Source organism: Sporosarcina contaminans (genome assembly GCF_042679045.1).
Classification (GTDB): Bacteria; Bacillota; Bacilli; order Bacillales_A; family Planococcaceae; genus Sporosarcina; species Sporosarcina contaminans.
The window spans coordinates 39,278-62,636 of record NZ_JBHTLT010000033.1 but is presented as its reverse complement, the minus strand read 5'-3'; the positions used below and the strand labels follow the sequence as shown (position 1 = coordinate 62,636).

General features: G+C 41.5%; 17 protein-coding genes. 1 reads left to right on the top strand and 16 read right to left on the bottom strand.

The genetic code is table 11. From position 1 onward, the window contains the following. Window positions 1–5: 5 nt before the first annotated feature. Together ACFQ38_RS07015 and ACFQ38_RS07010 are read right to left on the bottom strand one after the other, a co-directional pair. Entirely contained in the window at window positions 6–2,264 is a 2,259-nt protein-coding gene (locus ACFQ38_RS07015) for an S-layer homology domain-containing protein (RefSeq protein ID WP_381480183.1), read from the bottom strand. A 173-nt stretch (window positions 2,265–2,437) separates the two neighbouring features. After that, complete coding sequence (locus ACFQ38_RS07010; protein WP_336822372.1) at window positions 2,438–3,901, bottom strand: O-antigen ligase family protein; 1,464 nt, start codon at window positions 3,899–3,901, stop codon at window positions 2,438–2,440. Window positions 3,902–4,195: 294 nt separating this feature from the next. Here ACFQ38_RS07010 and ACFQ38_RS07005 point away from each other — a divergent pair, with 294 nt between their 5' ends. Then, complete coding sequence (locus tag ACFQ38_RS07005; RefSeq protein ID WP_336822373.1) at window positions 4,196–6,196, top strand: S-layer homology domain-containing protein; 2,001 nt, start codon at window positions 4,196–4,198, stop codon at window positions 6,194–6,196. Window positions 6,197–6,246: 50 nt separating this feature from the next. Here ACFQ38_RS07005 and ACFQ38_RS07000 read toward each other — a convergent pair whose 3' ends face one another. From ACFQ38_RS07000 to ACFQ38_RS06935, 14 genes are all read right to left on the bottom strand, one after another. Further along, entirely contained in the window at window positions 6,247–8,511 is a 2,265-nt protein-coding gene (locus tag ACFQ38_RS07000) for an S-layer homology domain-containing protein (protein WP_381480181.1), read from the bottom strand. 304 nt (window positions 8,512–8,815) lie between these two features. Then, window positions 8,816–9,553, bottom strand: coding sequence for a MerR family transcriptional regulator (locus ACFQ38_RS06995; RefSeq protein WP_381480179.1), 738 nt, complete (start codon window positions 9,551–9,553; stop codon window positions 8,816–8,818). A 15-nt stretch (window positions 9,554–9,568) separates the two neighbouring features. Further along, window positions 9,569–9,847 carry a DUF4870 domain-containing protein gene (locus ACFQ38_RS06990; protein WP_381480197.1) on the bottom strand — a complete coding sequence of 93 codons (279 nt, stop codon included), beginning with the start codon at window positions 9,845–9,847 and terminating at the stop codon, window positions 9,569–9,571. An 810-nt stretch (window positions 9,848–10,657) separates the two neighbouring features. Continuing rightward, entirely contained in the window at window positions 10,658–11,242 is a 585-nt protein-coding gene (leuD, locus tag ACFQ38_RS06985; protein WP_381480178.1) for a 3-isopropylmalate dehydratase small subunit, read from the bottom strand. Between the two features lie 18 nt (window positions 11,243–11,260). Next, the gene (gene leuC, locus ACFQ38_RS06980; protein WP_381480177.1) at window positions 11,261–12,670 is read right to left on the bottom strand and encodes a 3-isopropylmalate dehydratase large subunit; all 1,410 of its coding nucleotides are present in this window, start codon (window positions 12,668–12,670) and stop codon (window positions 11,261–11,263) included. Between the two features lie 131 nt (window positions 12,671–12,801). Then, window positions 12,802–13,902, bottom strand: a complete 1,101-nt coding sequence (gene leuB / locus ACFQ38_RS06975) for a 3-isopropylmalate dehydrogenase (RefSeq protein ID WP_381480176.1) — start codon at window positions 13,900–13,902, stop codon at window positions 12,802–12,804. A 191-nt stretch (window positions 13,903–14,093) separates the two neighbouring features. Next, the gene (locus ACFQ38_RS06970) at window positions 14,094–15,638 is read right to left on the bottom strand and encodes a 2-isopropylmalate synthase (protein WP_381480175.1); all 1,545 of its coding nucleotides are present in this window, start codon (window positions 15,636–15,638) and stop codon (window positions 14,094–14,096) included. Beyond that, window positions 15,625–16,659, bottom strand: a complete 1,035-nt coding sequence (ilvC, locus tag ACFQ38_RS06965; RefSeq protein WP_381480173.1) for a ketol-acid reductoisomerase — start codon at window positions 16,657–16,659, stop codon at window positions 15,625–15,627. Before ilvC ends, ACFQ38_RS06970 begins: the two co-directional genes overlap by 14 nt. 128 nt (window positions 16,660–16,787) lie before the next feature. Further along, window positions 16,788–17,303, bottom strand: coding sequence for an acetolactate synthase small subunit (gene ilvN, locus ACFQ38_RS06960; protein ID WP_336822382.1), 516 nt, complete (start codon window positions 17,301–17,303; stop codon window positions 16,788–16,790). Beyond that, a complete protein-coding gene (ilvB, locus tag ACFQ38_RS06955) occupies window positions 17,300–19,057 on the bottom strand; it encodes an acetolactate synthase large subunit (protein ID WP_381480172.1) in 1,758 nt (585 codons plus the stop codon). The genes ilvN and ilvB overlap by 4 nt, the downstream gene beginning before the upstream one ends. 359 nt (window positions 19,058–19,416) lie before the next feature. Beyond that, window positions 19,417–21,084: a dihydroxy-acid dehydratase gene (ilvD, locus tag ACFQ38_RS06950; RefSeq protein WP_336822383.1), complete on the bottom strand. Its 1,668-nt coding sequence runs from the start codon at window positions 21,082–21,084 to the stop codon at window positions 19,417–19,419. Between the two features lie 281 nt (window positions 21,085–21,365). Continuing rightward, a complete protein-coding gene (locus ACFQ38_RS06945) occupies window positions 21,366–21,902 on the bottom strand; it encodes a DL-endopeptidase inhibitor IseA family protein (RefSeq protein WP_381480171.1) in 537 nt (178 codons plus the stop codon). Window positions 21,903–21,980: 78 nt separating this feature from the next. Continuing rightward, a complete protein-coding gene (locus ACFQ38_RS06940) occupies window positions 21,981–22,952 on the bottom strand; it encodes a bile acid:sodium symporter family protein (RefSeq protein ID WP_381480170.1) in 972 nt (323 codons plus the stop codon). Window positions 22,953–23,048: 96 nt separating this feature from the next. Further along, window positions 23,049–23,357: a Zn-ribbon domain-containing OB-fold protein gene (locus tag ACFQ38_RS06935; RefSeq protein ID WP_336822386.1), complete on the bottom strand. Its 309-nt coding sequence runs from the start codon at window positions 23,355–23,357 to the stop codon at window positions 23,049–23,051. Window positions 23,358–23,359 lie beyond the last annotated feature (2 nt).

Sequence of the window (23,359 nt, the reverse complement as noted above, 5' to 3'; positions counted from 1 at the left end):
TTCTATTACTTATTGTTAATGCTTCTATATAGGAAAGCACTGAATTGGGCACGATTTACCGGTTTGTTCGGTTCAAAATTGCCTTTTTCATTTCCTGTTGTAATGCCATGATTTGCTAAAATATGCACTTGCTTGTATGCCCAATGATCTGAAGGAACGTCTTTGAATTTTTTTGCAGATTCTCCTTTTAGATCATAAGCTTTTACAAGAATTGCCGCCATTTGAGCACGTGTTAATTGGCCGGTAGGATCGAATGTGCCGTCCCCTTTGCCGCCTACTAAGTTTGCACTGGCGATTGCATTGATTTCATTGTAATAGCGATGGGATTTCGGTACATCGCTGAATTTCTGACCGCTGTTAACGGAAGTGTCCAAATTGAATACACGGCTTAAAATCACAGCAGCATGTTCTCTTGACAATGTTTGGCCAGGATTGAATTTACCGTCAATATCACCTTTAATATAGCCTAAATCTTTCAAGAAGCGGATTTCATTATAATAAGCATGATCCGCCGGAATGTCCGTGAATGCCGGAGTTCCATCAGACAATTCTATCGGCAATGAAGTAGTTTTATTGCCTAACGTCACATTGATCGAACCTTTACCTAAAACAGATGAAGCTTTGAAAGTACCCGATTGTGTAATCGTTCCAATATTTCCTGTAACACTCCACTTCAATTGTTCTGGAGAATAAATGATCGGTTTTCCTTGTGCATCTGTTGCATTCGCTTTAAATGTCACGGATGCGTTCGGTTTAATCGATGTCGTTGGAGGTTGGATCGTTAACTTCGCAGGAGCCTCTACAACTGTGATCGGGAACGATTGTTTCGCTCCTCCATAATGAATCGTAACGCGGTCCGTACCTGCCGCCACTGCCTTGAATGACGCTCCTGAGCCGGTCACTTTGCCGTTTTCAGAAGTGACAGAGATGAGTGATGTATCCACTTTCAATGGGTTGTAAGATGAATCCAAAACATAGTTCACTGTCAATGGAACACTTGCACCTACCAACATATCACCAACTTGTCCACGTGAAACACTTATGTGAGCTGGATCGCCTAACGGAGCAGTACTAATCGCTTCAATAATTGCGGATACTTTACGCTGGCTTGAATCAGTTGTACGATTTCCAAGAACAACCGTATTGCTACCATACTTTCTTAATCCCATAGTCGTAGAACCGCCACCGTCGAAGTTGATGGCACGATCATATCCTTGGGAAGCCAAATAGTTAGCGAATTGGGTTAGCGTCATGCCGTTGCTGTATCCTTTTTTACTATCTACTGTAACCAAATCTACTTTTTTCTTATCTTTGCTGATTGCTACAGCTGTACGAGCTGTCATCGCTTTTGCGCGCCAATTGTTTGTGTTCATTGTTATATGCGGTTTACCATCTTTCAAAAGCATTGGTCCACTCGCTAACATGAAAGAAGAATCTTTCCACTTATCATCGATCGTAATTGAGAGTGACACGGCATCGCCAACATTGATCCCTTTCAAACGTTCCAATGCTTTTTCACCGTGTGCAGAAATGACGAACCCCGTTGAAGGAATCTCCACTTTCTCCTTTGAACCGTAACCACGTACTTTTACAACGTTGCCTTTAAGCTGTTGTCCGTAATATGTAGACGTAATTGGAGATTTTGTATCGACGACAATTTCAATGCCGAATTCGTTCGACCCTGTCGTTTTCGATATATGTTGTGGCGTGAAGACGATCGTTTCCCCTGCTTGACGTTCACGGTTAAGTCCTGTCATTTTATAATCATTGCCATTGGCATTAATGCGTACATCAAAATTAAACTCATCGATTTCAGCTCGCCCGTCTCTCATTACACCAAAAGCAATTGGTTTGCTAACATAGTAATCTGGTGAACTTGAAATAACACCGCCATTGATGATTTCGTTTCCTTGGGAAATTAAATACATCGGCAAGCCTGATTTCATGTCAAAGAAAGATGCATTCACAGCGCCGACCACCCGATGGCCATCTTTGGAATCCCGATTTGCTAACGTTGTCGTTGCTTCCCTCTTTGCGAGTGGAGAAGGCAATCCTACTGATAGCTGCGTATGAGGATCATTCAAATTGACACTCAGATGATTAATATGATTTGTTCCTGAATGCGTATAATGAGAATACGTTACACCTGAAGATACCGGGTAACTTTCAACCGTATTTGTTTTTGCCGAAACACCTGTTGGGACAGTTAACAGCAGTGAGAAAGCGACAGCAGTCATAGCAACTTTTTTACCGATTTTTCTCACTGATTCTACTTGCTTATTGATAAGTCGACACCTTCCTTTCTATGAATCAATGTTTAGCTTAACAGAGGTGTCGAAAAATTACCATCATACATAAGAAGGAAATAATATATTTATATAAATTGAGCAATAGAAAAAGCGAAGGAAATGAAGCTTCCTTCGCTTTTTACACTTCTTTACAAATTTTTCATTTTGAACTTTGTATATTGCCCTGTCATAGAGGCGAATGTGCCGAACAGGATGAAATAGAACATCGTATAAAACTTCAGTTCCCAAATATTGTAATAAAATCCTGAGAATCCGGTTGCGAACCAGAGCGCAATCATAAATTTACCGAACGTCGTTTTCCGTTCTTTCCAGAAAATCGCCAACATGCATAGTAGGAAAGCGGCAAATAAGATGACGCCGATAACGCCGGTCTCGGTAATGATTTGAATATATTGGTTGTCCGAGTAGAAGTATTTTCCGCCGTAAATATCGGATCGAATGCCGTAATGGTCATAAATCGGCGAACCATACGACAACGTTGCCGAGCCCCCGAATGAACCAAATCCTGATCCAGCAACCGGATATACTTTAAAGATTTCAAACCCTTTTTTAATATAGAAAAAGCGTCCGCTCTCAGACATAAGTGCTAAATTCTTCTCATCAAACGTTTCACCAAACCGACCACCGATACTGCCTGGTTCTTCAGTCGGAGTTTGGAATCCAAGTGACGCTAAAAACTTAACGCTGAGATTCACCGGATAGTAAATGAGCAATATAGCCGCAATTCCAGCTATCACTAGCCTCTTCAACATTTTCCAATTTTTTGTAAGCACGATAAAAATCGCACCGAATACAATTGCAGAGATCCACGTTCCTCGCGAGTACGTCAAAATAAACACACCTGTGAACAGCACTAAGTTAATATTCAAAAACCATTTATACTTTTCACCTTTGTAGATCGACTGCAGAAAGAGGATTGACATAATGCCAAAAAACAACAGCAATGCGAGAGAGTTCGGATTTCCAGGTAGCCCGTAGATCCGAACAGCATTCGTCGCAGACAATGTCTTATATTTCCAAACATCTGGCAACAGCCATTGCCTCATCGAGAGTTTTTCAATGAGCCCATGAATGGATGAAATCATGCCAGTTATAACGGTCACCCATGCAATTTGCTTCAGCCAGCCTTCCGGCAAGAACATTCTTGAAATGACATAATAAAGAAGGTACATAATCAAGAACGTCCTTACTTGGAACAGCACGGCTGCAGGTAGCACTCCGTGATATAAGCCACTAATAGAACCTGCGATCATAAGGGCAAAAAATGCCCATTCAAACCATTTGAAATGAAATAATGTTTTCCAGTCTTTCCTGCTTGAAAGCACAATTTTGATAAATGCAATGAAAGTGATTAAATCTCCGATTAGTTTCACACCGGAATTCACTTCCACTAACAAAGGCCGTATGCTGACATAGATGATTAGGAAGAGCAAGCTATGCTGCGTTCTAAAAAACGCAAATGCTGCGAAAACCAATGATGTGATGACAAGTGTTATTTTTGTCGGCAAAAACAATGATACGATGACAACCAATAAGGAAATCAATAAAAGCAGTGTATCTTTTTCTTTCAATTTACTAAGAATTGTAGTCATTCAAAACGTTTCCCTTTCCACGACTAAAAGCCATTTTTAAGTTCGGTAGACCCTCTGACATTATAGCATCTTATACGACGTTGCGGAGGACTGTTTAGTTTCATTTTCAAAAAAACTGTTTCTCTTTCAATATGCCCACCGAGTGCCAATTTAATTATACCTCCTCCACCAAATGAATTCTTGAACCATTTTCTAAAACTTTTCAATTGAACAATCTCTTTTTCTCGTAAATGGGTTATTATTCTATAAAGAATCTGTTACTATCATAGAAGATAGATAAAAGGAGGTTTTCAGTTGAAAAAACTACTATCTTTCGCTTTAGTCTTGATCCTTATGTCCACCTCTCTTTTCCAAGGCACTGCCCAAGCAGCTACCGGTGTCAAAGGACATCAAATGGAAACAGAATTGACGTATTGGATTCAAAAGAATGTCATTTTGACGGATAGCAAGTTCAATCCGGACAAAGCAGTGACACGTGGAGAGTTTGCATCGTATTTAACTCGAGCGCTCCAACTGCCTGATTCAACAAAATATACATTCAAAGATTTGAAACCAAATTCAAGACTAACAATCGAAATCCAAAATGCTGCCGGTGCCGGTATTTTAGGCGGATATCCTGATGGCACCTTCAAGCCTGATCAAAAAATCACTCGTCAACAAATGGCCGGGATGATTTATAAAGCGTTCAGATATATGGATTTACCGGTTCAAAAATCAAGTTTGAATTTTAAAGATAATCATTTGATTTCACCGAATTTCCATGACGCAGTCGCTGCGGCCGCAAACTTGAACATTATCCGCGGTGATCATCAGAAAAAAGGAGTTTATTTTAAGCCATTAGACAGCGCGACAATTGCTCATGCAGCAGCTTTCCTTTATCGCATGGAGGCAGCTGCCAAATTGCTCAAGCCAGACGAACCAACAAATCCGTCCACTCCACCGGTGCCGGATGTAGATCCTGAAATTTATAAAGTGAGCACGATTTCAAACGGCCAAGTAATACCGACGACAGCTCTATACAAAAACTTTGAAGATGCGTTGATAGCCTACAATGCATCTTCATCTATCAGAGTGATCCAAAAGAATAATAAAGTTGTGAAAATGAAATCTGGACGTGCTTTTGGAGCGCAAAATCCGAAGCAATACACTTCCCTTTACAGCGACTCTTCACTACGTAACGAAGTGACGTATGTGCAAAAAGGAAGAGAAATGAAATACATCGGCAGCAGTGCAGATCATGTCATTTTAGAGATTGCTGGAAAAACATTTTATGCAAAACATAACGAAGTGGACCTTGTCCCTACCGAGCTTGTCACAGGCTATGACTATTATGAAGTAGCTACAGACGGAACTTTGGCTCATCATACGTACGATAATATAAGCAAAACATCTGCCGTCTATACAGTCGGACCTGCATCATCTTCCATGCGGATCGGCCAACGGTATACGAGTTTTGATGGCGTTCATTTCAGCGAAGTAGGAACAAAAAATGTCATTACTTATTATCCGTACTTCCAGTTTCTTTCTGTTCGCCAACCGACTTCCTACACAGGAGCAGAGCTTGAGTCTTATATTCAAAAAGCTTTAGTAGAGCGTCAAAATACAGGCATTGCCCGCTATAAAGACGCTACGACAAAGTCTAAACTTATTGGTCTTGGAGAATTTATTAAATCTGTCGAAGAAACATATCGTGTCAATGCTATGTACATATTAGCCACTGCCATCCACGAAAGTGATTACGGCATGAGCACGAATGCACAGACGAAAAACAACTTATTCGGCATTCAAGTATTTGACTCTTCTCCAGAATTAGGTGAGATTTATGCAACACCAGAAAACAGCATTACGGCATTTATTCAACGTTATATGAACTTGAATTATGCGAACCCGTTAGGTGCACACTCAAACGGCGCTGTGCCTGGAAATAAATCTGTTGGATTCAACGTAAAATATGCATCAGATCCACATTGGGGCAGCAAAGTAGCCGGACATATGTGGAGAATCGATAAGTTCTTAGGCAAACGCGACTATAAACAAGTACAGTTAGGAAGCATCATTTATGAAGGGTCCACCGGCGTTAATGTTCGGACAAGCCCTGAAGTGACTGCCTCCAACAAATTGTTCACTTACAAACCGAAAGATCCCGGAGCGAACGCTGCTTTCGGCTATCCACTCGTCATCGTTGACGAAACGACTGGCAGCGATGGATATGTTTGGTACAAAGTATTGGCAGATATAAACCCGCCATCGGACTATGGCTGGATCCGTTCAGACCTTGTCCGGAAAATAGATTAACGTAAAAATCCCCATGGATACGGCGTATGCCTCCTCCATGGGGATTTTTTTTATAAAGCGTCTGTATGCTCCTCGCCCGCCGGCAAAAGTTCCGGCATTCCGATTCGCTCAAGTCCCTTTTTAATTTTCGTAGTATAGCCTAATTGATTCGCATTCAGATAACCTGCTTTTGATCGGATCAATTTTTCAAACAATGGCAGTTTTGAAGGATCAATATTCGTCCACATTTCATAGGAATGAATTAAATCTTCCAATGTCAAATGTGTATAATCGCGACCAACGAACGTGCGGTCTGGAGATGTTTTATACCAAATATCGCCATCAGGACGGATCCAACGGTTTACATCTTTTTCAATTGCAGAAAACTGTGCATTAGCAGTTTTCAAGTATTTTTCATCGCCAAACTCTTCATATGCAAGGAGCAGAATGTTCATGCCGCCTAAAAGATGGTTCATGGACGTATGTGTATTCACTTTCTGCTTGGTTGGGAAATAGTCTTGCACATAATAGGAAGTGGCATCGACTTTTATAATATTCCCTTTGTCCTTTTGCGATGCTAACAAATCCGCATAATTTTTCAGACCTAAATTATAGTCTGCATGACCGAACGCTTTACCGCCATTATACAGGAACAATGCAATCTGCTCATTGAATCTCGTATCGACAAATGGCGCTGTTATGCCGAAAAGACCTTTCAAATACGTGCTTGTCACTTCAGTTTCCCAATAGGTTTTTTTCCCTCTGAAAATATCAAGGTTGGCAAATGAATTATAGAGCAAGCTTTCGTAATATCGCTCTTGCGTTTCATTATAAAGCGCCATGACCCGATCTTCTTTTACTAAAAGAAGATTCCTACCGTAGCCACGACCGGACTTTGGCATCGGCTCAATCGTTGTTGCCATTTTATTGTACGGTCCGTTTGCCGTATACCATTTGTTCCTTTTTTTATAATAAGTAGCGGATTCTAACATCCACGCATCCATTCTTTCGTTTGTCGAAAATAGTTGCTGATCGGAATGTAAGATCCATTGATCGACGATGTCATACCCTCTCGAGCTAAGTGTATAGACGGATAATTGTATATCACCCAAAGTAACACCGCTAAATGCTTCGCTCTCATCCAACAGCTCTCTCGTATGGCTACTTTCGCCGTTAGGATACTTTAGTTCTAACTCTTTTGAGCGATATGCTTTCCCGATCATTTTTTGCGCTTTCGTTCCCTCTTTTGATGTAATTTCAAACACGCCGGTAGGATATGTTGTCCCATCGAAACCGAAAGTGTCATCCGTTTCTTTCTTAATTGGGAATCGACTATATTCACGTAAAATTCCTTTCTCTAACTCGCCTTCCGTTTGGATGACATCGACTCTGATTGGCATCCGCTGTGGATTGCGTATTTCCGTAAATAGGAAGTAGTCCCCGTTTTCAAGTTCTCTCTTCGTTACATTTACAACCGCCGGTGACAATCCTCCAACTTTATACGTATAGATAATATCTTTAGCATGTCGGTGGTTGACAGTTTTATTGCCAGCATATTGCAAATGGACAGTCGAACGTAAATATGTTTTTGCTTTATTGGATACTGGCACTTCGACAAAATTTTGATCGAAACGAGTGTCTTGATAGGAGCCAAATACTTTCGGCTCAATGAACGTCACTTCCGGCACTTCTTCGATCAAACCTTCCTTCACCATCGCGCGGTGTAGGAATACCGCGTATGTCGCCCGATTTACAGGTGTCTTAGGATCGAATGTACCGTCTTCTTTCCCTGTTGTAATGCCATGCTGCGCTAAAATTTTAACGCCCTCTTTATGGGATTCGCTAATGCGCGCCTCGTCCTTGAATTCAATATGTTCTCCTGTATCCTCAAGGTTAAACGCTCTAACAAGAACAGTCGCCATTTGTTCTCTCGTCAATGAATCACCGGCGCCAAACGTGCCATCTTCCTTACCGATGAAAATCCCTGCCTTGAAAGTAGCCATGGCACCTTTGACAAAAGATGATTTGTTGCTTATGTCTTTAAAAACCGGTTCATAAGCAGGTTCCGGCAATTTTAACGCGCCCGCAAGCAGATTGGCTGCTTGGCCCCGATTCACTTCAACCGAAGGGCGAAATTGCTTGTCAGGATAGCCGTTAATAATTCCCATATCTACTAACTGAGTCACTTCATCTTTCGCCCAAAATTGGTTATGTACATCTGTAAAGTTTTGATAGATTGCATTTGTTTGTGCATCCGTCGAGCTGCATCCGAATAGCGACAAGACAATTACCAAAAAACTGCAAATCATACCATTCATTACTTTCCTATTCGGCATTTCATGTCCTCCTGTAGTTTCTTGTCCTTATCTTTTCTTATAATAACATACAAATCGACAAAAAAACCTCCCATATAAGAGAGGCTTTCAAATGAATCTTTCTATGATTCGTTTTTTGATTTTTGTACAATTAATTCACCTTTTTTATGAGCTTGAATACCAATTTTATATCACGGATATTTTTCTTCTATTTTCGTCAATAATTTGTCCCAATTCTTCTGTTATCTAATCTTTCATGGAATTGTCAACATTAAAATTAACGAATAGCTTATAATTGATTCCTAACTGAGTTTGTATTTACTTTCTATTGAGAACCGAACTTCTTCGACATATAAGCAAAAGCATCTCTAAGAAAAGTACTTTCTTCATCCGTAAGAGGATTGAGTATATTGAATTCGTCAAATGGAAGTGCAGATTTTAAGTCTGCCATTTCCACAGTTGATAACATTTCATTCGTAAGGTTCGTCAACTGGCTGCAAAAATGGAATGCTTCTTCAGACTCTGGGCTTATATCGTTTTCTACAAGCTTTTTCAACTGCATAAACATTGAAAAAAACGCTTTATCTATTTTCACTCTTGCTTCGCTTCTAAAATTATGAATAGAACCTTTCTCCTGAGCCTCATTAAGATTTTCCTCTTCAAAAAGGATCGAATGAATGATAAAACAAAATAATTTTACATCTATTTTTTCATATCCTGTAATAATCTTTGTCATATGGTCTAACTGATCAATCATTTGTAGAATTCTCTCTTGTTCAGCAATAAGCTCTCTTTTTTTGAAAGCGATCGAGCGGGTGAGATCGTGTTCTTCTATAACAGATAGTTCTAATAAATTATTAATATCTTTAAGTGAAAATCCAATGAATTTTAGAGATTGAATTTGCTGTAAACGTATAAGATCATCAATACTATAGAGCCGATGGCCACCTTCTTTATAGTCAGATGGCACTATTAATCCGATTTTATCATAATATCGAAGTGTCCTGATCGTAACGCCTGCTCGTTTAGCTAACTGCCCAATCGTCAACATATTGCCTGACATTTGAATGCCTCCTCTCTATTTTCCGCTTTTAATATAGGGAATCGCCGGATAACTATATGGCTTCTGAAAAGCTATTCTACTCATAGCATACATGATAATAACTGTTTCGATTGCCAATACAGCAAACATAAACCAAATGGGGAAAAATCTACTTATTATAAAAAAGGGAAATATCGTTAAGTGGAAATTCAGTGCCTTGCGACTCGACTCATTGTAAAACATGTTTTTCCTTTTTGTAATGAAATACATAATTAAGGGCGGAATGACACCAAGTATTAGTGAAATTCCAAGCATTAGCTCAACAATTACAACTTCTTTTTTCAACGGTTTGTTCATCTTTAACACCTTTCTTTCTGTTTTTCACTGAGTCAATTTCATAATCGGTTAGTTTATCATTTTAATATCTCTCCTAAACAAAGGTAATTTGTTTATTGAAGAGGATGGCGGCGCTCCTGAAACGCGAATTTTAAAGGAGCGATCGACAGGTAGACTTTCCGACAAGCCCTTAAAAAGCATCCGTCTAGAACAGAATTTAATGCGGCCGGGAGTGTGTAACCGAATGATGATCAAGATTCAATTAACAGTTTAATAGGTGACGTAAGGAGAGTATCAAGTGAATAAAGAGCATGACATACAATTTCTTTTAACATAAAGATTTTCATATGATGTTCTATAGTGGATGATGGAGATTCCACGAAATTGCTGTGCATTTCCTTCGTGGGATGTGATATCGGTGATGCTATTCAATGTCCTGCGAAGCCTGTCACACAATACAGGCTTTGCGAGTAAAAGATACCTTAGTTTCCGAAAAAACGAGAAATACGGCAAATTGAACTCTTCTTGTTCGAGGCTCACCCGCCTTTCATGGAAAACGTACGCCTAAAACAGAAAGCGACAGCAATAAAATTTTCACATAAAAAAGGAACTGTCGTAGATAGTCAATTTTCACTGACTTTCTCGACAGCCCCTGCTTCTATATATAAAATTAAATTTTGAATTAAACTCGCTATCCATTTTGCAGTGAAGCAACCGAAGAACTTCCGTTAATTAAGTGCAAATACTATTTTTGAATGCTATAGCCCACATCTATATAATAGAAGAAACTTAAGCATGCTTTTTTTCATAAGCCGCAATATGCTCTTCATATTGGAAGGTTAAAGAAATTTCATCCCATCCATTGAGAAGCATTTGTTTATAATACGGATCGATGTCAAAAGTATATTTGCTGCCGTCTTCTCCGTTGATCGTTTGCTGTTCCAAATTAACCGTTAATGTGTATGCCGATTGCTGCCCTTTTCGCAACAGCTCCTCTACTTCATCTACTTGCAAACGAATCGGCAAAATGCCATTTTTAAAGCAGTTATTATGGAAGATATCTGCAAATGATGGCGCAATGACAACTTGAAATCCATAATCCATAATTGCCCAAGGCGCGTGCTCTCTTGATGATCCACAGCCGAAGTTTTCGTGAGCTACTAAAATTGTAGAGCGTTCATAGCGCTTATCATTCAGTACAAAATCTTCATTGATTGAACCATCCGGAAGGTATCGCCAATGATAAAATAAATATTTTCCAAATCCAGTACGTTCAATCCGTTTTAAAAATTCTTTCGATATAATTTGATCCGTATCAACATTTTTGCGATCCAAGGGAGTTAAAACGCTTGTTACTTCATTAATTGGCTTCATACTTTCCCATCCTTTCTATTATGCAATAGCGACCTGTTCCTTACGTACATCTACGAAATGGCCTGCGATTGCCGCTGCCGCTGCCATAGCTGGACTCATGAGATGAGTTCTTGAGCCGGCTCCTTGCCTGCCTTCAAAATTCCGGTTAGAAGTTGAAGCGCAACGTTCTCCTGCCGGAACGACATCATCATTCATAGCCAAACACATGCTGCAGCCAGACTCTCTCCATTCAAAGCCTGCATCTTTGAAAATTTGATCAAGCCCTTCTTGCTCGGCCTTCTGCTTGACCGTTCTTGATCCTGGAACGACAATCGCGGTAACAGATGGATGAACTTTTCTTCCTTTAATCACTTCTGCTGCATTGCGCAAATCGCTTAATCGGGCGTTTGTGCAAGAACCGATAAATACGTGTTGAATCGCAATTGAAGTTAACGGAGTTCCTTCTTCCAATCCCATATATGTTAGTGCTTTTTTCAGCGCTTCCTTGTCGGATTCTTTTTCAAAGTCATTTACTGTAGGAACTGTTGAACTAATGCCCGCACCCATAGATGGATTTGTTCCCCATGTAACGAATGGCTCAATTTCAGTTGCATTGATTGTCAATGTTTTGTCATACACCGCTCCTTCGTCAGAAGATAGGGCAAGCCACTCCGCCGCAGCTTCATCAAAAGCTTCTCCTTCCGGTACATAGCGGCGGTTTCTCAAATAATTTATCGTCGTCTCATCAGGACTGATCAAACCCGCTTTCGCGCCTGCTTCGATTGACATATTGCAAATCGTCATACGTTCCTCCATCGTCATGTTACGAATGGCTTCCCCTGTATATTCGATGATGTGACCAGTTCCAACATCAATGCCAAATTTAGCTATAATCGCCAAAATGACATCTTTTGAAGTGACGCCGAATCCTAACTTGCCTTCGATTTTGATTTCCATCGTTTTCGGCTTGGATTGCCAAAGCGTTTGAGTAGAAAGGACATGCTCAACTTCACTCGTTCCGATTCCGAAAGCAATCGCGCCAAAAGCGCCATGTGTCGATGTATGGCTATCTCCGCAAACAATCGTTTTTCCAGGCTGTGTAAGTCCCAATTCAGGTCCGATAATATGGACAATTCCTTGATCGGGATGTTCCATATGGGCTAACGGAATGCCAAACTCTTCACAGTTCTTTTCCAAAGTGGTAATTTGCTTTTTCGCAATCGGATCGTGGATCGTAGGTAAATTTTTTGTCGGCACATTATGATCCATTGTGGCGTAGCAAAGATCTGGACGGCGTACTTTGCGACCCGCAAGACGAAGACCTTCAAATGCTTGTGGTGAAGTGACTTCATGCAATAAATGGAGGTCGATATACAATAAATCAGGCTTCCCCTGCTCTTCGTATACTACATGTCGGTCCCAGATTTTCTCTATAATCGTTTTTGCCATTCGACTTTCTCCTTTCAGACATCCAATTACAACGAAAGGATGCCAATAATGATTTATATTTTGTTTACATGCATTATTTAACGAACAATCAATGGAGGCAGGATATCCCTCCATTGATTGATTTTATTTCATTAAACGTACGAGAACATGATGCTGTTCGAAACGAATTGCAAATCCAACTCATCTACGACTTTATCTGTCCACTCGGTTGTAGTAAGAGCCCTTTCTTGATTAGATGCCAAATCCTTCGTGAAGCAGCCATCCTCGAACACTGTATTGACTGCCTTCTCTACTGCAGCAGCTTCATCTTCCATTCCGAATGAATATCGCAGCATCATCGCTGCAGATAGAATGGCCGCTGCCGGGTTGGCAATGCCTTTTCCTGCAACATCAGGGGCTGATCCGTGCACTGGCTCATATAAACCGAAACGGTCTGAGCGAACACTTGCGGATGGCAATAGGCCTAACGAACCTGTAATGACAGATGCTTCATCGCTTAAAATGTCGCCAAACATATTTTCTGTTACAATAACATCGAATGCAGCAGGATTCGTAATGATTTTCATCGCCGCGGAATCGACAAGCTGATGCTCTACTTCAACATCTGGAAACATTTTTCTCTTCTCATCTACGATTTTTCTCCACAGCTTGCTTGACTCTAAAACATTTGCTTTATCAACAGAAGTTAATTTGCCTTTTCTGAGACGTGCTAGCTCAAATGCTTTTTCTACAATCCGCTCAATCTCTTCTCGAGTGTAGATCAATGTATCGACACCTGACTGATTTGTATGATTGCTCGGTTCTCCGAAATAAAGGCCGCCAGTCAATTCACGAACAATTATCATATCTACTTCCCGTACAACTTCTTCCTTCAGAGGAGAAGCTTGGAGCAAGGAAGGCACTGCTTTCACTGGTCGTAAATTGGCAAACAGATCAAAATGCTTACGGATGGCTAACAACCCTTTTTCCGGACGCAATTCAGATGGATTGTTATCCCATTTCGGTCCGCCGACTGCTCCTAAAAGGACAGCATCACTTGACTCACAAAGTGCGATCGTTTCGTCAGGCAACGGATTGCGGTGCCGATCAATTGCATCCCCTCCGATCGATCCATAACTGAACTCGAAAGTATGATTGAATCTTCTTCCTACTACTTCTAACACTTTCACAGCCGCTTCCATCACTTCAGGTCCAATTCCATCGCCAGGTAGTACTGCCACTCTTTTTTCCATCGAACTTCTCCTCCTCTATTGGTCTTTGATGCTTAAAAATACTTTTAAATAAATTTGACTTGTAATTTTACTGCTGCTTCAAGACACTCCTGCAATGATTGCCGCCTGCTACTTCACTCATTGCATTGACAGCTTACAAACAATCGTTAATAAAATTGAATATTCTGATACAAGCGGATTGTAAAAATCCTTTAACCGATTGCCGGCTCTTTTATTTTCAACTTTTCCTTTAACAGCTTTCGATTGATTGCGTTCAAATAAGCTTTCGCTGAAGCTTCCAATACATCCTGTGAAACATCGCGACCTGCAAATACTTCACCATTAAAGCTTAAATTGACTAATGCTTCACCCAATGCATCGCGACCTTTGCCGATTGAAGTTACTCGGTAGTCTAAAATATGAACTTCACCTTTTACTAACAGTTCCAACGTATTAAAAATTGCTTCAACGGAACCTGAGCCTGTAGTAGCAACAGTAACCTCTTCTCCTGTCGGGACGACTGCGGAGACTGTGGCAGTTGGAATATTGGACGTGCCATACTGCACTTGAACGTTTTGCAGGTCATAAATCGGAACATCAGCAGATTCGATTTGTTTTCCTGTAAAGAGAACGAAAAGATCTTCTTCAGTAATCTCTTTTTTCCGGTCAGCTAACTTCTTAAACTGTGCGAATGCCTCATTGATTTGTTCATCCGTCAAATCAAAGCCCATAGAGATTGCACGATCTTTGAATGCATGACGCCCGGAATGCTTACCTAATGATAGAGGAGCAACCGTTTCTCCGATCAATTCAGGTGTGATGATTTCATAAGTTTCACGGTTTTTCAGCATTCCGTCCTGGTGAATTCCAGATTCATGCGCAAATGCATTCTTTCCGACAACAGCTTTATTTGGTTGGATTGCTACACCTGTCAAACGGCTCACAAGCTGACTTGTGCGTTTAATTTCCTGCAAATTCACTCCTGTGTCGATCTTGTAAAAATCCTTACGTATATGAAGAGCAACCGCGATTTCCTCAAGTGCTGCATTCCCTGCCCGCTCTCCGATGCCGTTAATTGTTCCTTCCACTTGGTCCGCTCCATTTTCAATGGCAGCAATGGAATTCGCCACAGCCATGCCCAAATCGTTATGGCAATGCGCAGAGAGCTTCACTCGATCAATACCCGTCACATTTTCTTTCAAAAATTTAAAGAGTGCGCCGTATTCTTGCGGAGTTGCATAGCCTACCGTATCTGGAATATTGATTGTCGTTGCGCCAGCCTGAATAACTTTATTAATGATTTGGACAAGGAATTCAGGGTCCGATCGAAATGCATCTTCAGCTGACCATTGGACGAGTGGAAAATATTTTTTGGCATATTTTACGGCCTCCACTGCAATATCCACTACTTGTTCAGGTGATTTTTTCAACTTATATTCCATATGGATCGGTGAAGTTGCCAAGAAAATATGGATATGTGGCTGCTGTGCAACCCGGAGCGCTTCCCATGAAGTATCGATATCGCTTTTCATCGCCCTCGCAAGCCCGGTCACTGTAGAATTTTTTACTATAGAAGCAATTTTCTCCACTGCTTCGAAATCGCCCGGTGAAGAAGCAGGGAATCCTGCTTCAATCACGGTTGCGCCAAAACGTTCAAGTTGGCGTGCGATCTCCAATTTCTCTGCTGTATTTAAATTGATGCCCGCTGATTGCTCTCCATCGCGTAGCGTCGTATCAAAGATGTCAATTGTTCGCACTACCCACCACTTCTTCCTCTTTTGTTTTTGATCCTTCGTTTACAAACGGCATCATCGCACGGAGTTTTTTACCAACAACTTCGATTTGATGTTCGGCTTCCGCCTTTTCAATTGCATTAAAGTTCGGACGGCCATTTTCATTCTCCTCGATCCACCCTTTTGCAAACTTACCTTCCTGAATTTCTGTCAAGATGTCTTTCATTCGCGCTTTTGTATTTGCGTCAACTACACGAGGACCAGATACGAAGTCTCCCCACTCTGCTGTATCGGAAATAGAATAGCGCATTCCGGACATTCCACCATCGTACATTAGGTCGACAATTAGTTTCAATTCATGCATCGTTTCAAAATATGCCAATTCAGGTTGGTATCCTGCCTCTGTTAGCGTTTCGAAACCGGCTTTTACAAGAGAAGTCAATCCTCCGCAAAGCACTGCCTGCTCGCCGAACAAATCTGTTTCGGTCTCTTCTTTGAAGGATGTTTCCAAGACACCAGCACGCGCAGCACCGATTCCTTTCGCATAAGCCAATGCAACATCTTTCGCTTGGCCAGAAACATCTTGGTGAACTGCGAATAATGCAGGTACGCCAGCGCCAGCTTCATACGTGCGGCGCACTAAATGTCCCGGTCCTTTCGGAGCGACTAAGAATACGTCTACGTCCGATGGGGGTACGATTTCATTGAAATGAACATTGAATCCGTGTGCGAAAACGAGTGATTTGCCTGCTGTCAATGCTGGTTTGATTTCTTCTTCGTAAACTTTCTTTTGCCTTTCATCCGGCAGTAAAATCATGATAACATCTGCTTTTTCAGACGCTTCCCGCACAGTCGCCACTTCCATGCCATCTTCTTTCGCTTGATCGAATGATTTCCCCGGACGTACGCCAACTACTACATTGAATCCTGAATCCTTCAAGTTTTGTGCATGTGCATGACCTTGTGAACCATATCCGATAACTGCGATTGTTTTTCCTTGTAATCGTCCTTCATTGATGTCCTGATTGTAATACATTTTAGCCATTGTAAAATTCCTCCCTAATTTTGTTTTCATTTATTTGACTTCAATTCGGTGAAGGATCTGTAAGCCCCAACCGAAAGAATAACTGAATTTAGCCAAGGTTTTCCCTATACTGAAATATGCTTTTTCCATCATTTTAAAATTGATAGATGAGGTGTTTGAAGCTTCTGGATTTCTCGAACGAACGCTGTAGCGCCTGTTCTTGATAGTTCTTTAATGCCATAGGGCTTTACTAAATCGATGAAAGCTTCAATTTTATCCGGATCTCCTGTCACTTGATAGGTAACAACGTTTTTGCCGGAGTCGATAATCGTAGCTCTGAACGGTTCGACGATGCTATTAATTTCACTGCGTACTTGAGGTGGGGATACAACTTTTACTAAAGCCAGTTCCCTCATGACGATCGACTTGTCTGTAATGTCATTCACCTTAATGACATCTATTTGCTTTTGCAGCTGTTTTACTAATTGCTCGATCTTTCTTTCATCCTCCACATGAACAATGAAAGTCATCTTCGACATGCCTATTTGCTCTGAATGACCGACTGTTATGCTTTCAATATTGAATTGCCTTTTCATTAGCAAGCCGGTCACTCGGTTGAGCACTCCACTTTGATTAATAACGGTTACTGTAATAACTCGTTTCATTCCGGCTTCACCCCGATCATTTCATGTAATCCTGTGCCTGGCGCTACCATCGGATAGACGTTTTCCTGCATTTTCACTCGACAATCAATTAAGACTGGCTCATCTGAAAGGAGCGCTTCTTGGAAAACTTGTTCCGCTTCTTCCATAGTCTTAATCCGGTATCCTTTAATGTTGTATGCCTCTGCCAATTTCACGAAATCGGGCTGCACGGGAATTAATGATTGGGAATACCTTTCTTCATAGAATGTCTCTTGCCATTGACGGACCATGCCGAGTGCGCCATTGTTCAAAATAACGACTTTCACCGGTATTCTCATTTCTTGCAACAGAGATAACTCTTGCGCTGTCATTTGGAATCCACCATCACCTACAATGGCTACAACACGGGCGTCCGGTTTTGCAATTTGCGCTCCGATTGCTGCCGGGAATCCGAAGCCCATCGTTCCAAGTCCTCCGGAAGTGACCCAATGATCCGGTTTGTTTAATGAATAATATTGAGCAGCCCACATTTGGTGTTGCCCGACATCTGTCGTAACAATGGCATCTCCTTTTGTCACTCGATGGATGATTTCAAGCGCCTGCTGTGGCAATAGCTCGTTATTGTCAGTTTTGTACCACAATGGATAATTTTCTGATTTATATTGGAGCGATGTAATCCATTCAGCTGTATCAGGCGAATCAAATTGTTGATCCAACAAAGCGGACAATGCTTCTTTTGCATCTGCTACTATCGGAATTTCGGTTGGTACATTTTTTCCGATCTCTGCTGGGTCGATGTCAATATGGATCACCTTTGCATGCGGTGCAAAAGTCGATAGATTTCCGGTAAGCCGGTCATCAAAGCGAGCTCCGATATTAAGTAGCACATCACATTCGCTAAGTGCCATGTTTGCCGCATAAGTTCCGTGCATACCTGCCATTCCTAAGAACAATTCATGATCTCCCGGAATGCTACCTAACCCCAATAAAGTGTTTGTAATCGGGATACGATGGGATTCCGCAAAAGCTTTCAACTGGTCCATCGCCTGTGCATGCAATATTCCTGCTCCAGCTAAGATGATCGGTCTTTTTGCATGTGAGATTGCTTGAACTGCTTTTTGTATTTGTAAAAAGTTTGGAGTCGTCGTTGGCTGATAGCCTGGTAAATTTACCTCGGCATCGAACGCATCCGCATTGACAAAGATTTCGGTCGACACGTTTTTCGGAATGTCGACGACGACCGGCCCTCTGCGGCCCGTAGAAGCAATGTGGAATGCTTCTTTTATAATGCGAGGTAAATCCGCCACATCTTGCACTTGATAATTATGCTTCGTAATCGGTTGTGTAATGCCGATGACGTCTGCCTCTTGGAAAGCATCCGTCCCTATGACTTGACTTGCCACCTGTCCCGTAAAGACAACTAGTGGCAATGAATCCATCATGGCATCCGTGATCCCCGTCACCAAATTCGTTGCGCCAGGTCCAGACGTCGCAATGACAACCCCCGGCTTACCCGATACACGCGCATAACCTTCCGCTGCATGGATCGCTCCTTGTTCATGACGCGCAAGCACATGCGGAATCGGATCTTTGTACAATGCGTCGTAAATCGGCAAGACTGCTCCACCCGGGTAACCGAAAATCACTTCGACACCTAAATCCTTTAACGCCTTAATCAGAACAGCCGACCCATTACAAGGTTGTTGGTTCGATTGTTCAACCGGCTTTGGCGCCAATTCCATTACTGCTTGCTTCGTTTGAACTTCAGCACTCATTTGCAAACTCCTCCTAACTGAATAATCATTTCATTCATTGCTGTTTATAAATAAAAAGAAAAGCATTTCCACCCCACACAAAGAACACTGTTCCTTATGTAAGGGATGAAAATGCTTTTCATGGTACCACCCTTGTTCACGACAATATATGCCGCCTCTTGAACGGACAGAAACAACTGTCCATTCGCTTATAACGAGCACATTCTGTTGCGCCCGGAAATGCCTAAACAGTTTCCTTTTCAGCATTCCACTCCGAGGGGATGTCGCGAATGGCTGCATTGCCGGCTTCCAGCACGACCGGCTCTCTGTAAATGCAGAAGTCCATTCACTTTTACCTCATCATCGAGTTCATTATATAATTATATTTTCATAACTCCGCCTGTACTGGCAGAAGTTACTAATTTCGAATACCTTGCTAAATAGCCTTTTTTAATTTTGGGTTCAAACGGCTTGAGCTTTAGCCTACGCTCTGCCAATTGTTCATCGGAAACGAACAGCTCAATTGTACGGTTCGTTAAGTCGATCGAAATTGTATCGCCGTTTTCGACTAACGCGATTGGTCCTCCTTCAGCCGCTTCCGGGGAAATATGGCCGATGGATATCCCTCGCGAAGCTCCCGAAAACCGTCCATCTGTAATTAAAGCGACCTTTGTTCCTAAGCCCCGCCCTTGGATCGCTGAAGTTGGTGCTAACATTTCAGGCATCCCCGGTCCGCCTTTCGGACCTTCGTAGCGGATGACAACGACATGGCCTTCTTTCACTGTTCCATTGTCGATGTTCGCTTGTGCATCTTCTTGGGAATCAAAGACGATTGCCTCTCCAACAAATTTTTTAATGGACGGATCAACCGCTCCAACCTTAATCACTCCACCGTCGGGCGCTATATTACCAAATAAAACAGATAGGCCTCCAACCGGACTGTATGGATTGTCTTTTGTCCGGATCACTTGCTCATTTGTAATGTGATAATCCTTCACATCTTCACCGATCGTTTTACCTGTCACAGTAATCCTTTCCGGATGGATTGCTCCAGGAATTTTCGTCAATTCATTAATAATGGCACTTACACCGCCAGCTTTAAATATATCGTCCATTGAAATGTCTGACGCCGGCATAATTTTCGCCAAATATGGAACTCGTTCGGCTACTTTATTAATGTCTTGTACGCTATATTCGATTTCAGCTTCATGCGCAATTGCCAACGTATGTAAAACTGTATTTGTGGAACCGCCCATTGCCATATCCAGTGCGAAAGCATCATCGATCGCTTCTTTCGTTACGATATCTCGCGGTTTTACGTCTTCTTTTACCATTCGGATAAGATGTTTGGCAGCATCTTTGATCAGTTTATGGCGTTCATCCGATGTGGCAACGATCGTTCCGTTGCCCGGAAGAGCTAAGCCAATCATTTCCATTAAGCAGTTCATCGAGTTCGCAGTGAACATTCCTGAACAGGAACCGCATGTCGGACAGGCGTTATTTTCAATATCTAACAATTCCTCTGCCGTCATTTTCCCCGATTTATAAGCACCGACCCCTTCAAAAACAGACGTTAAGGATAATGGTGCACCACTTGAGGAAACACCGGCTTCCATCGGTCCACCCGAAACGAATACAGATGGCACATTCGTTCGAACTGCTGCCATCAACATGCCTGGCGTAATTTTGTCACAGTTCGGTATGTAAAACACACCATCGAACCAGTGAGCGTTAATGACCGTTTCAGCTGAGTCGGCGATAAGTTCCCTGCTTGGAAGCGAATAGCGCATTCCGATATGCCCCATTGCAATGCCGTCATCGACACCGATCGTATTGAATTCAAACGGAATGCCTCCAGCTTCTCGGATCGCATCTTTGACAATTTCTGCAAAGACGTTTAAATGCTTATGACCTGGAATAATGTCTATATAAGAGTTGCACACTCCGATGAATGGTTTCTCAAGATCTTTCGTCTTAACCCCTGTCGCGTATAGCAAACTTCTATGCGGGGCACGGTCAATCCCTTTTTTAATCATGTCACTTCTCATGGCAATCTCTCCTAATCAAATATCTATAAGGAATTATTCTCTTGCACTGCAATTGTCCGAACAATCGCATTTCCTAATAGATTGATTGTAATCATATATCGGAAAACTGCGAACGTCAACAGTCTTTTTCTAATTATTTATCAATTATGAATTATAATTTAAATTGTATACGCTTACATTCGCGCCATGTTGCAATTCCTAAAAAACATGATTTTTTAAAAATATTTTCTTTACTACTTTTCATCATTTTATTTCTTTGGATAAAACTTCCTCCCCGCCCTTTAACTTTCAATCTTATCAATCCGCCATCCATTTCCATCATACTTAAAAAAAACGGTTAAAGTTGCTGCAGTTCTCGTCTCTCCAATCGGCACTGTTAGTTGTACCGTCTTTTTTTTCTTTTTCGCTTTCAATTCTTTAGCGGTAGCTGAATCATAACGGTATAAAGGGTCCTCTGAACGAATAACTGTGTCCAGCTGAGCCATTTTCCGTTTATGCTTTATAATGCCGTTTTCTTTAATAAACCGTTTCGCAGCTTTTTTCGTCATTGTTTCTTGAAGAGTTGCCATCAGTTTCTTTTTCGTATTCAAATGAGCTGCAAGATATCGATACCTTCCGCCTTTGTAAGTAAACGTCTCATACTCCCCTTCTTCATACATGCCGCCGTTCAATATAATCCTTTCTGTTTCAAACATTTGGATCGTGAGTTCAACGGACTCTACTGGTGTCAATTCCTCTATTTCGGTTGAACCGTTTGAACAAGAGACCAAGAACAACACCATAAATGTAAACAAAGTGAGCAAACATAGTCTTTTCATTTTGCAATCCTCCTGATTGTCTAATAATTAAAGATATGAGAAATGCAAAATGAAAATCCTGCGCTTTTGAAATTCGAATTATTTTTCATGAAGGCTCGCTTTTTCATCACCCAACTTGAACTTATTTTCGAAAAGACTTGCGACCGCAGCACCAACAGTCAAATTGACGACCATATTGGCAACAGCTGGGACAGCCGCAAGTGAACTGACATGTTCCATTGCAAGTGTCGCCGCTAAGGCGGTGTTGCAAATGCCGGTATGGAATAGAATGGCACGTGCATTGACTTCACGAACCTTTAACGCTTTAGCAACTGCATAACCTCCTGCCATTGGAATGCAAACTTGTAAAGTTACCGCAAGAAAAATAGTAGGCAAAACAGCAATATTTGCTGCAAGCGACTGCTGGGCATTTGAAATAACAGAAAGAATAACTACGAACAAAGCCAATTGCGATAAGACGGAAGTATAAGGCTTAATGCCCTCTACTTTTTCAGTCCATTTCCATTGTAGGAAAAGGCCGACCAGCAAAGGTAGAAATACAATGTATAAAATGTTTAAAAACAATGGCAAAAAAGCTATGGGAATGAATTGACCTGCGAACATCTGCACGAATGTGGGCGTCAATAGAGGAGATATGAATGTATCCATTGTCGCCATCGTAATGCTAAGCGCTACTTCTCCTCCGGCGATAAATGTATAAATATTGGCAGATGTTCCACTTGGAACAGTTCCCGCCAATATGATGCCTGTTGCAATTTCTGCTTCCTTGCTGAAAAATAAATAGGCAATAACGATTGAAACGAAGACGGTCATCGTCCATTTTAAGCCGACACCGATTAAAGCAAACTTCGGACGGCGGATTACTTGGAGCAATTTGTCCGTTGACAAGGACATTCCCATCAATAAAAAGATCGTACCTAACCCCGCTCCCGTTAAACTTTGGATTGGAATAAATAGCTCTGGCAGTAAATAAGCGATCACTGAAAGCAGCACAATCCAAATCGCCAAATATTTTGATATGATTTTCGTTGCTGCTTGTAATAGTTTCATCAATATCCCCCTCGAACTTGTTACATGCTGATACGAAATCGTAAAAAAATAAACCTGTGCACGGACGCAGATTGCCTTCATGCACAAGCTTTCGATTTATTTTGCTTTCTGATAAATGAATGCCCCATCCTCAATGCGTTCCATATCAACCGCATCTCCAATCTGCGCAGATTGCTCCATTCGAACTGTCACTTTTGCATTTGCTTCGTCAAGTTGGATGAGTGCAATTGTGTAAGGTGCAAGGTTCGTAAATTCAACAGGTGCGATATGAATATTCGTAAAACTATACACTTTTCCTTTCGAGGAAACTTCTATTTCCGCTAATTTACCTTTCATGCACTTCGGACAAGTATATTTCTTAGATACGCTCGCATAATCGCATACATCGCACTGAAAAACGATCATTC

Excerpts from the sequence above, each read along its gene's own strand:
- ACFQ38_RS06945 (WP_381480171.1), bottom strand. The coding sequence starts at position 21,902 with ATGAAAAGACTATGTTTGCTCACTTTGTTTACATTTATGGTGTTGTTC.
- leuC (WP_381480177.1), bottom strand. The coding sequence starts at position 12,670 with ATGGCAAAAACGATTATAGAGAAAATCTGGGACCGACATGTAGTATAC.
- ilvN (WP_336822382.1), bottom strand. The coding sequence starts at position 17,303 with ATGAAACGAGTTATTACAGTAACCGTTATTAATCAAAGTGGAGTGCTC.
- ACFQ38_RS06990 (WP_381480197.1), bottom strand. The coding sequence starts at position 9,847 with ATGCTTGGAATTTCACTAATACTTGGTGTCATTCCGCCCTTAATTATG.
- ACFQ38_RS06935 (WP_336822386.1), bottom strand. The coding sequence starts at position 23,357 with ATGATCGTTTTTCAGTGCGATGTATGCGATTATGCGAGCGTATCTAAG.
- ilvB (WP_381480172.1), bottom strand. The coding sequence starts at position 19,057 with ATGAGTGCTGAAGTTCAAACGAAGCAAGCAGTAATGGAATTGGCGCCA.
- leuB (WP_381480176.1), bottom strand. The coding sequence starts at position 13,902 with ATGGAAAAAAGAGTGGCAGTACTACCTGGCGATGGAATTGGACCTGAA.
- ACFQ38_RS07000 (WP_381480181.1), bottom strand. The coding sequence starts at position 8,511 with ATGCCGAATAGGAAAGTAATGAATGGTATGATTTGCAGTTTTTTGGTA.
- leuD (WP_381480178.1), bottom strand. The coding sequence starts at position 11,242 with ATGAAGCCAATTAATGAAGTAACAAGCGTTTTAACTCCCTTGGATCGC.
- ilvD (WP_336822383.1), bottom strand. The coding sequence starts at position 21,084 with ATGAGAAGTGACATGATTAAAAAAGGGATTGACCGTGCCCCGCATAGA.
- ACFQ38_RS07010 (WP_336822372.1), bottom strand. The coding sequence starts at position 3,901 with ATGACTACAATTCTTAGTAAATTGAAAGAAAAAGATACACTGCTTTTA.
- ilvC (WP_381480173.1), bottom strand. The coding sequence starts at position 16,659 with ATGGCTAAAATGTATTACAATCAGGACATCAATGAAGGACGATTACAA.
- ACFQ38_RS06940 (WP_381480170.1), bottom strand. The coding sequence starts at position 22,952 with ATGAAACTATTACAAGCAGCAACGAAAATCATATCAAAATATTTGGCG.
- ACFQ38_RS06995 (WP_381480179.1), bottom strand. The coding sequence starts at position 9,553 with ATGTCAGGCAATATGTTGACGATTGGGCAGTTAGCTAAACGAGCAGGC.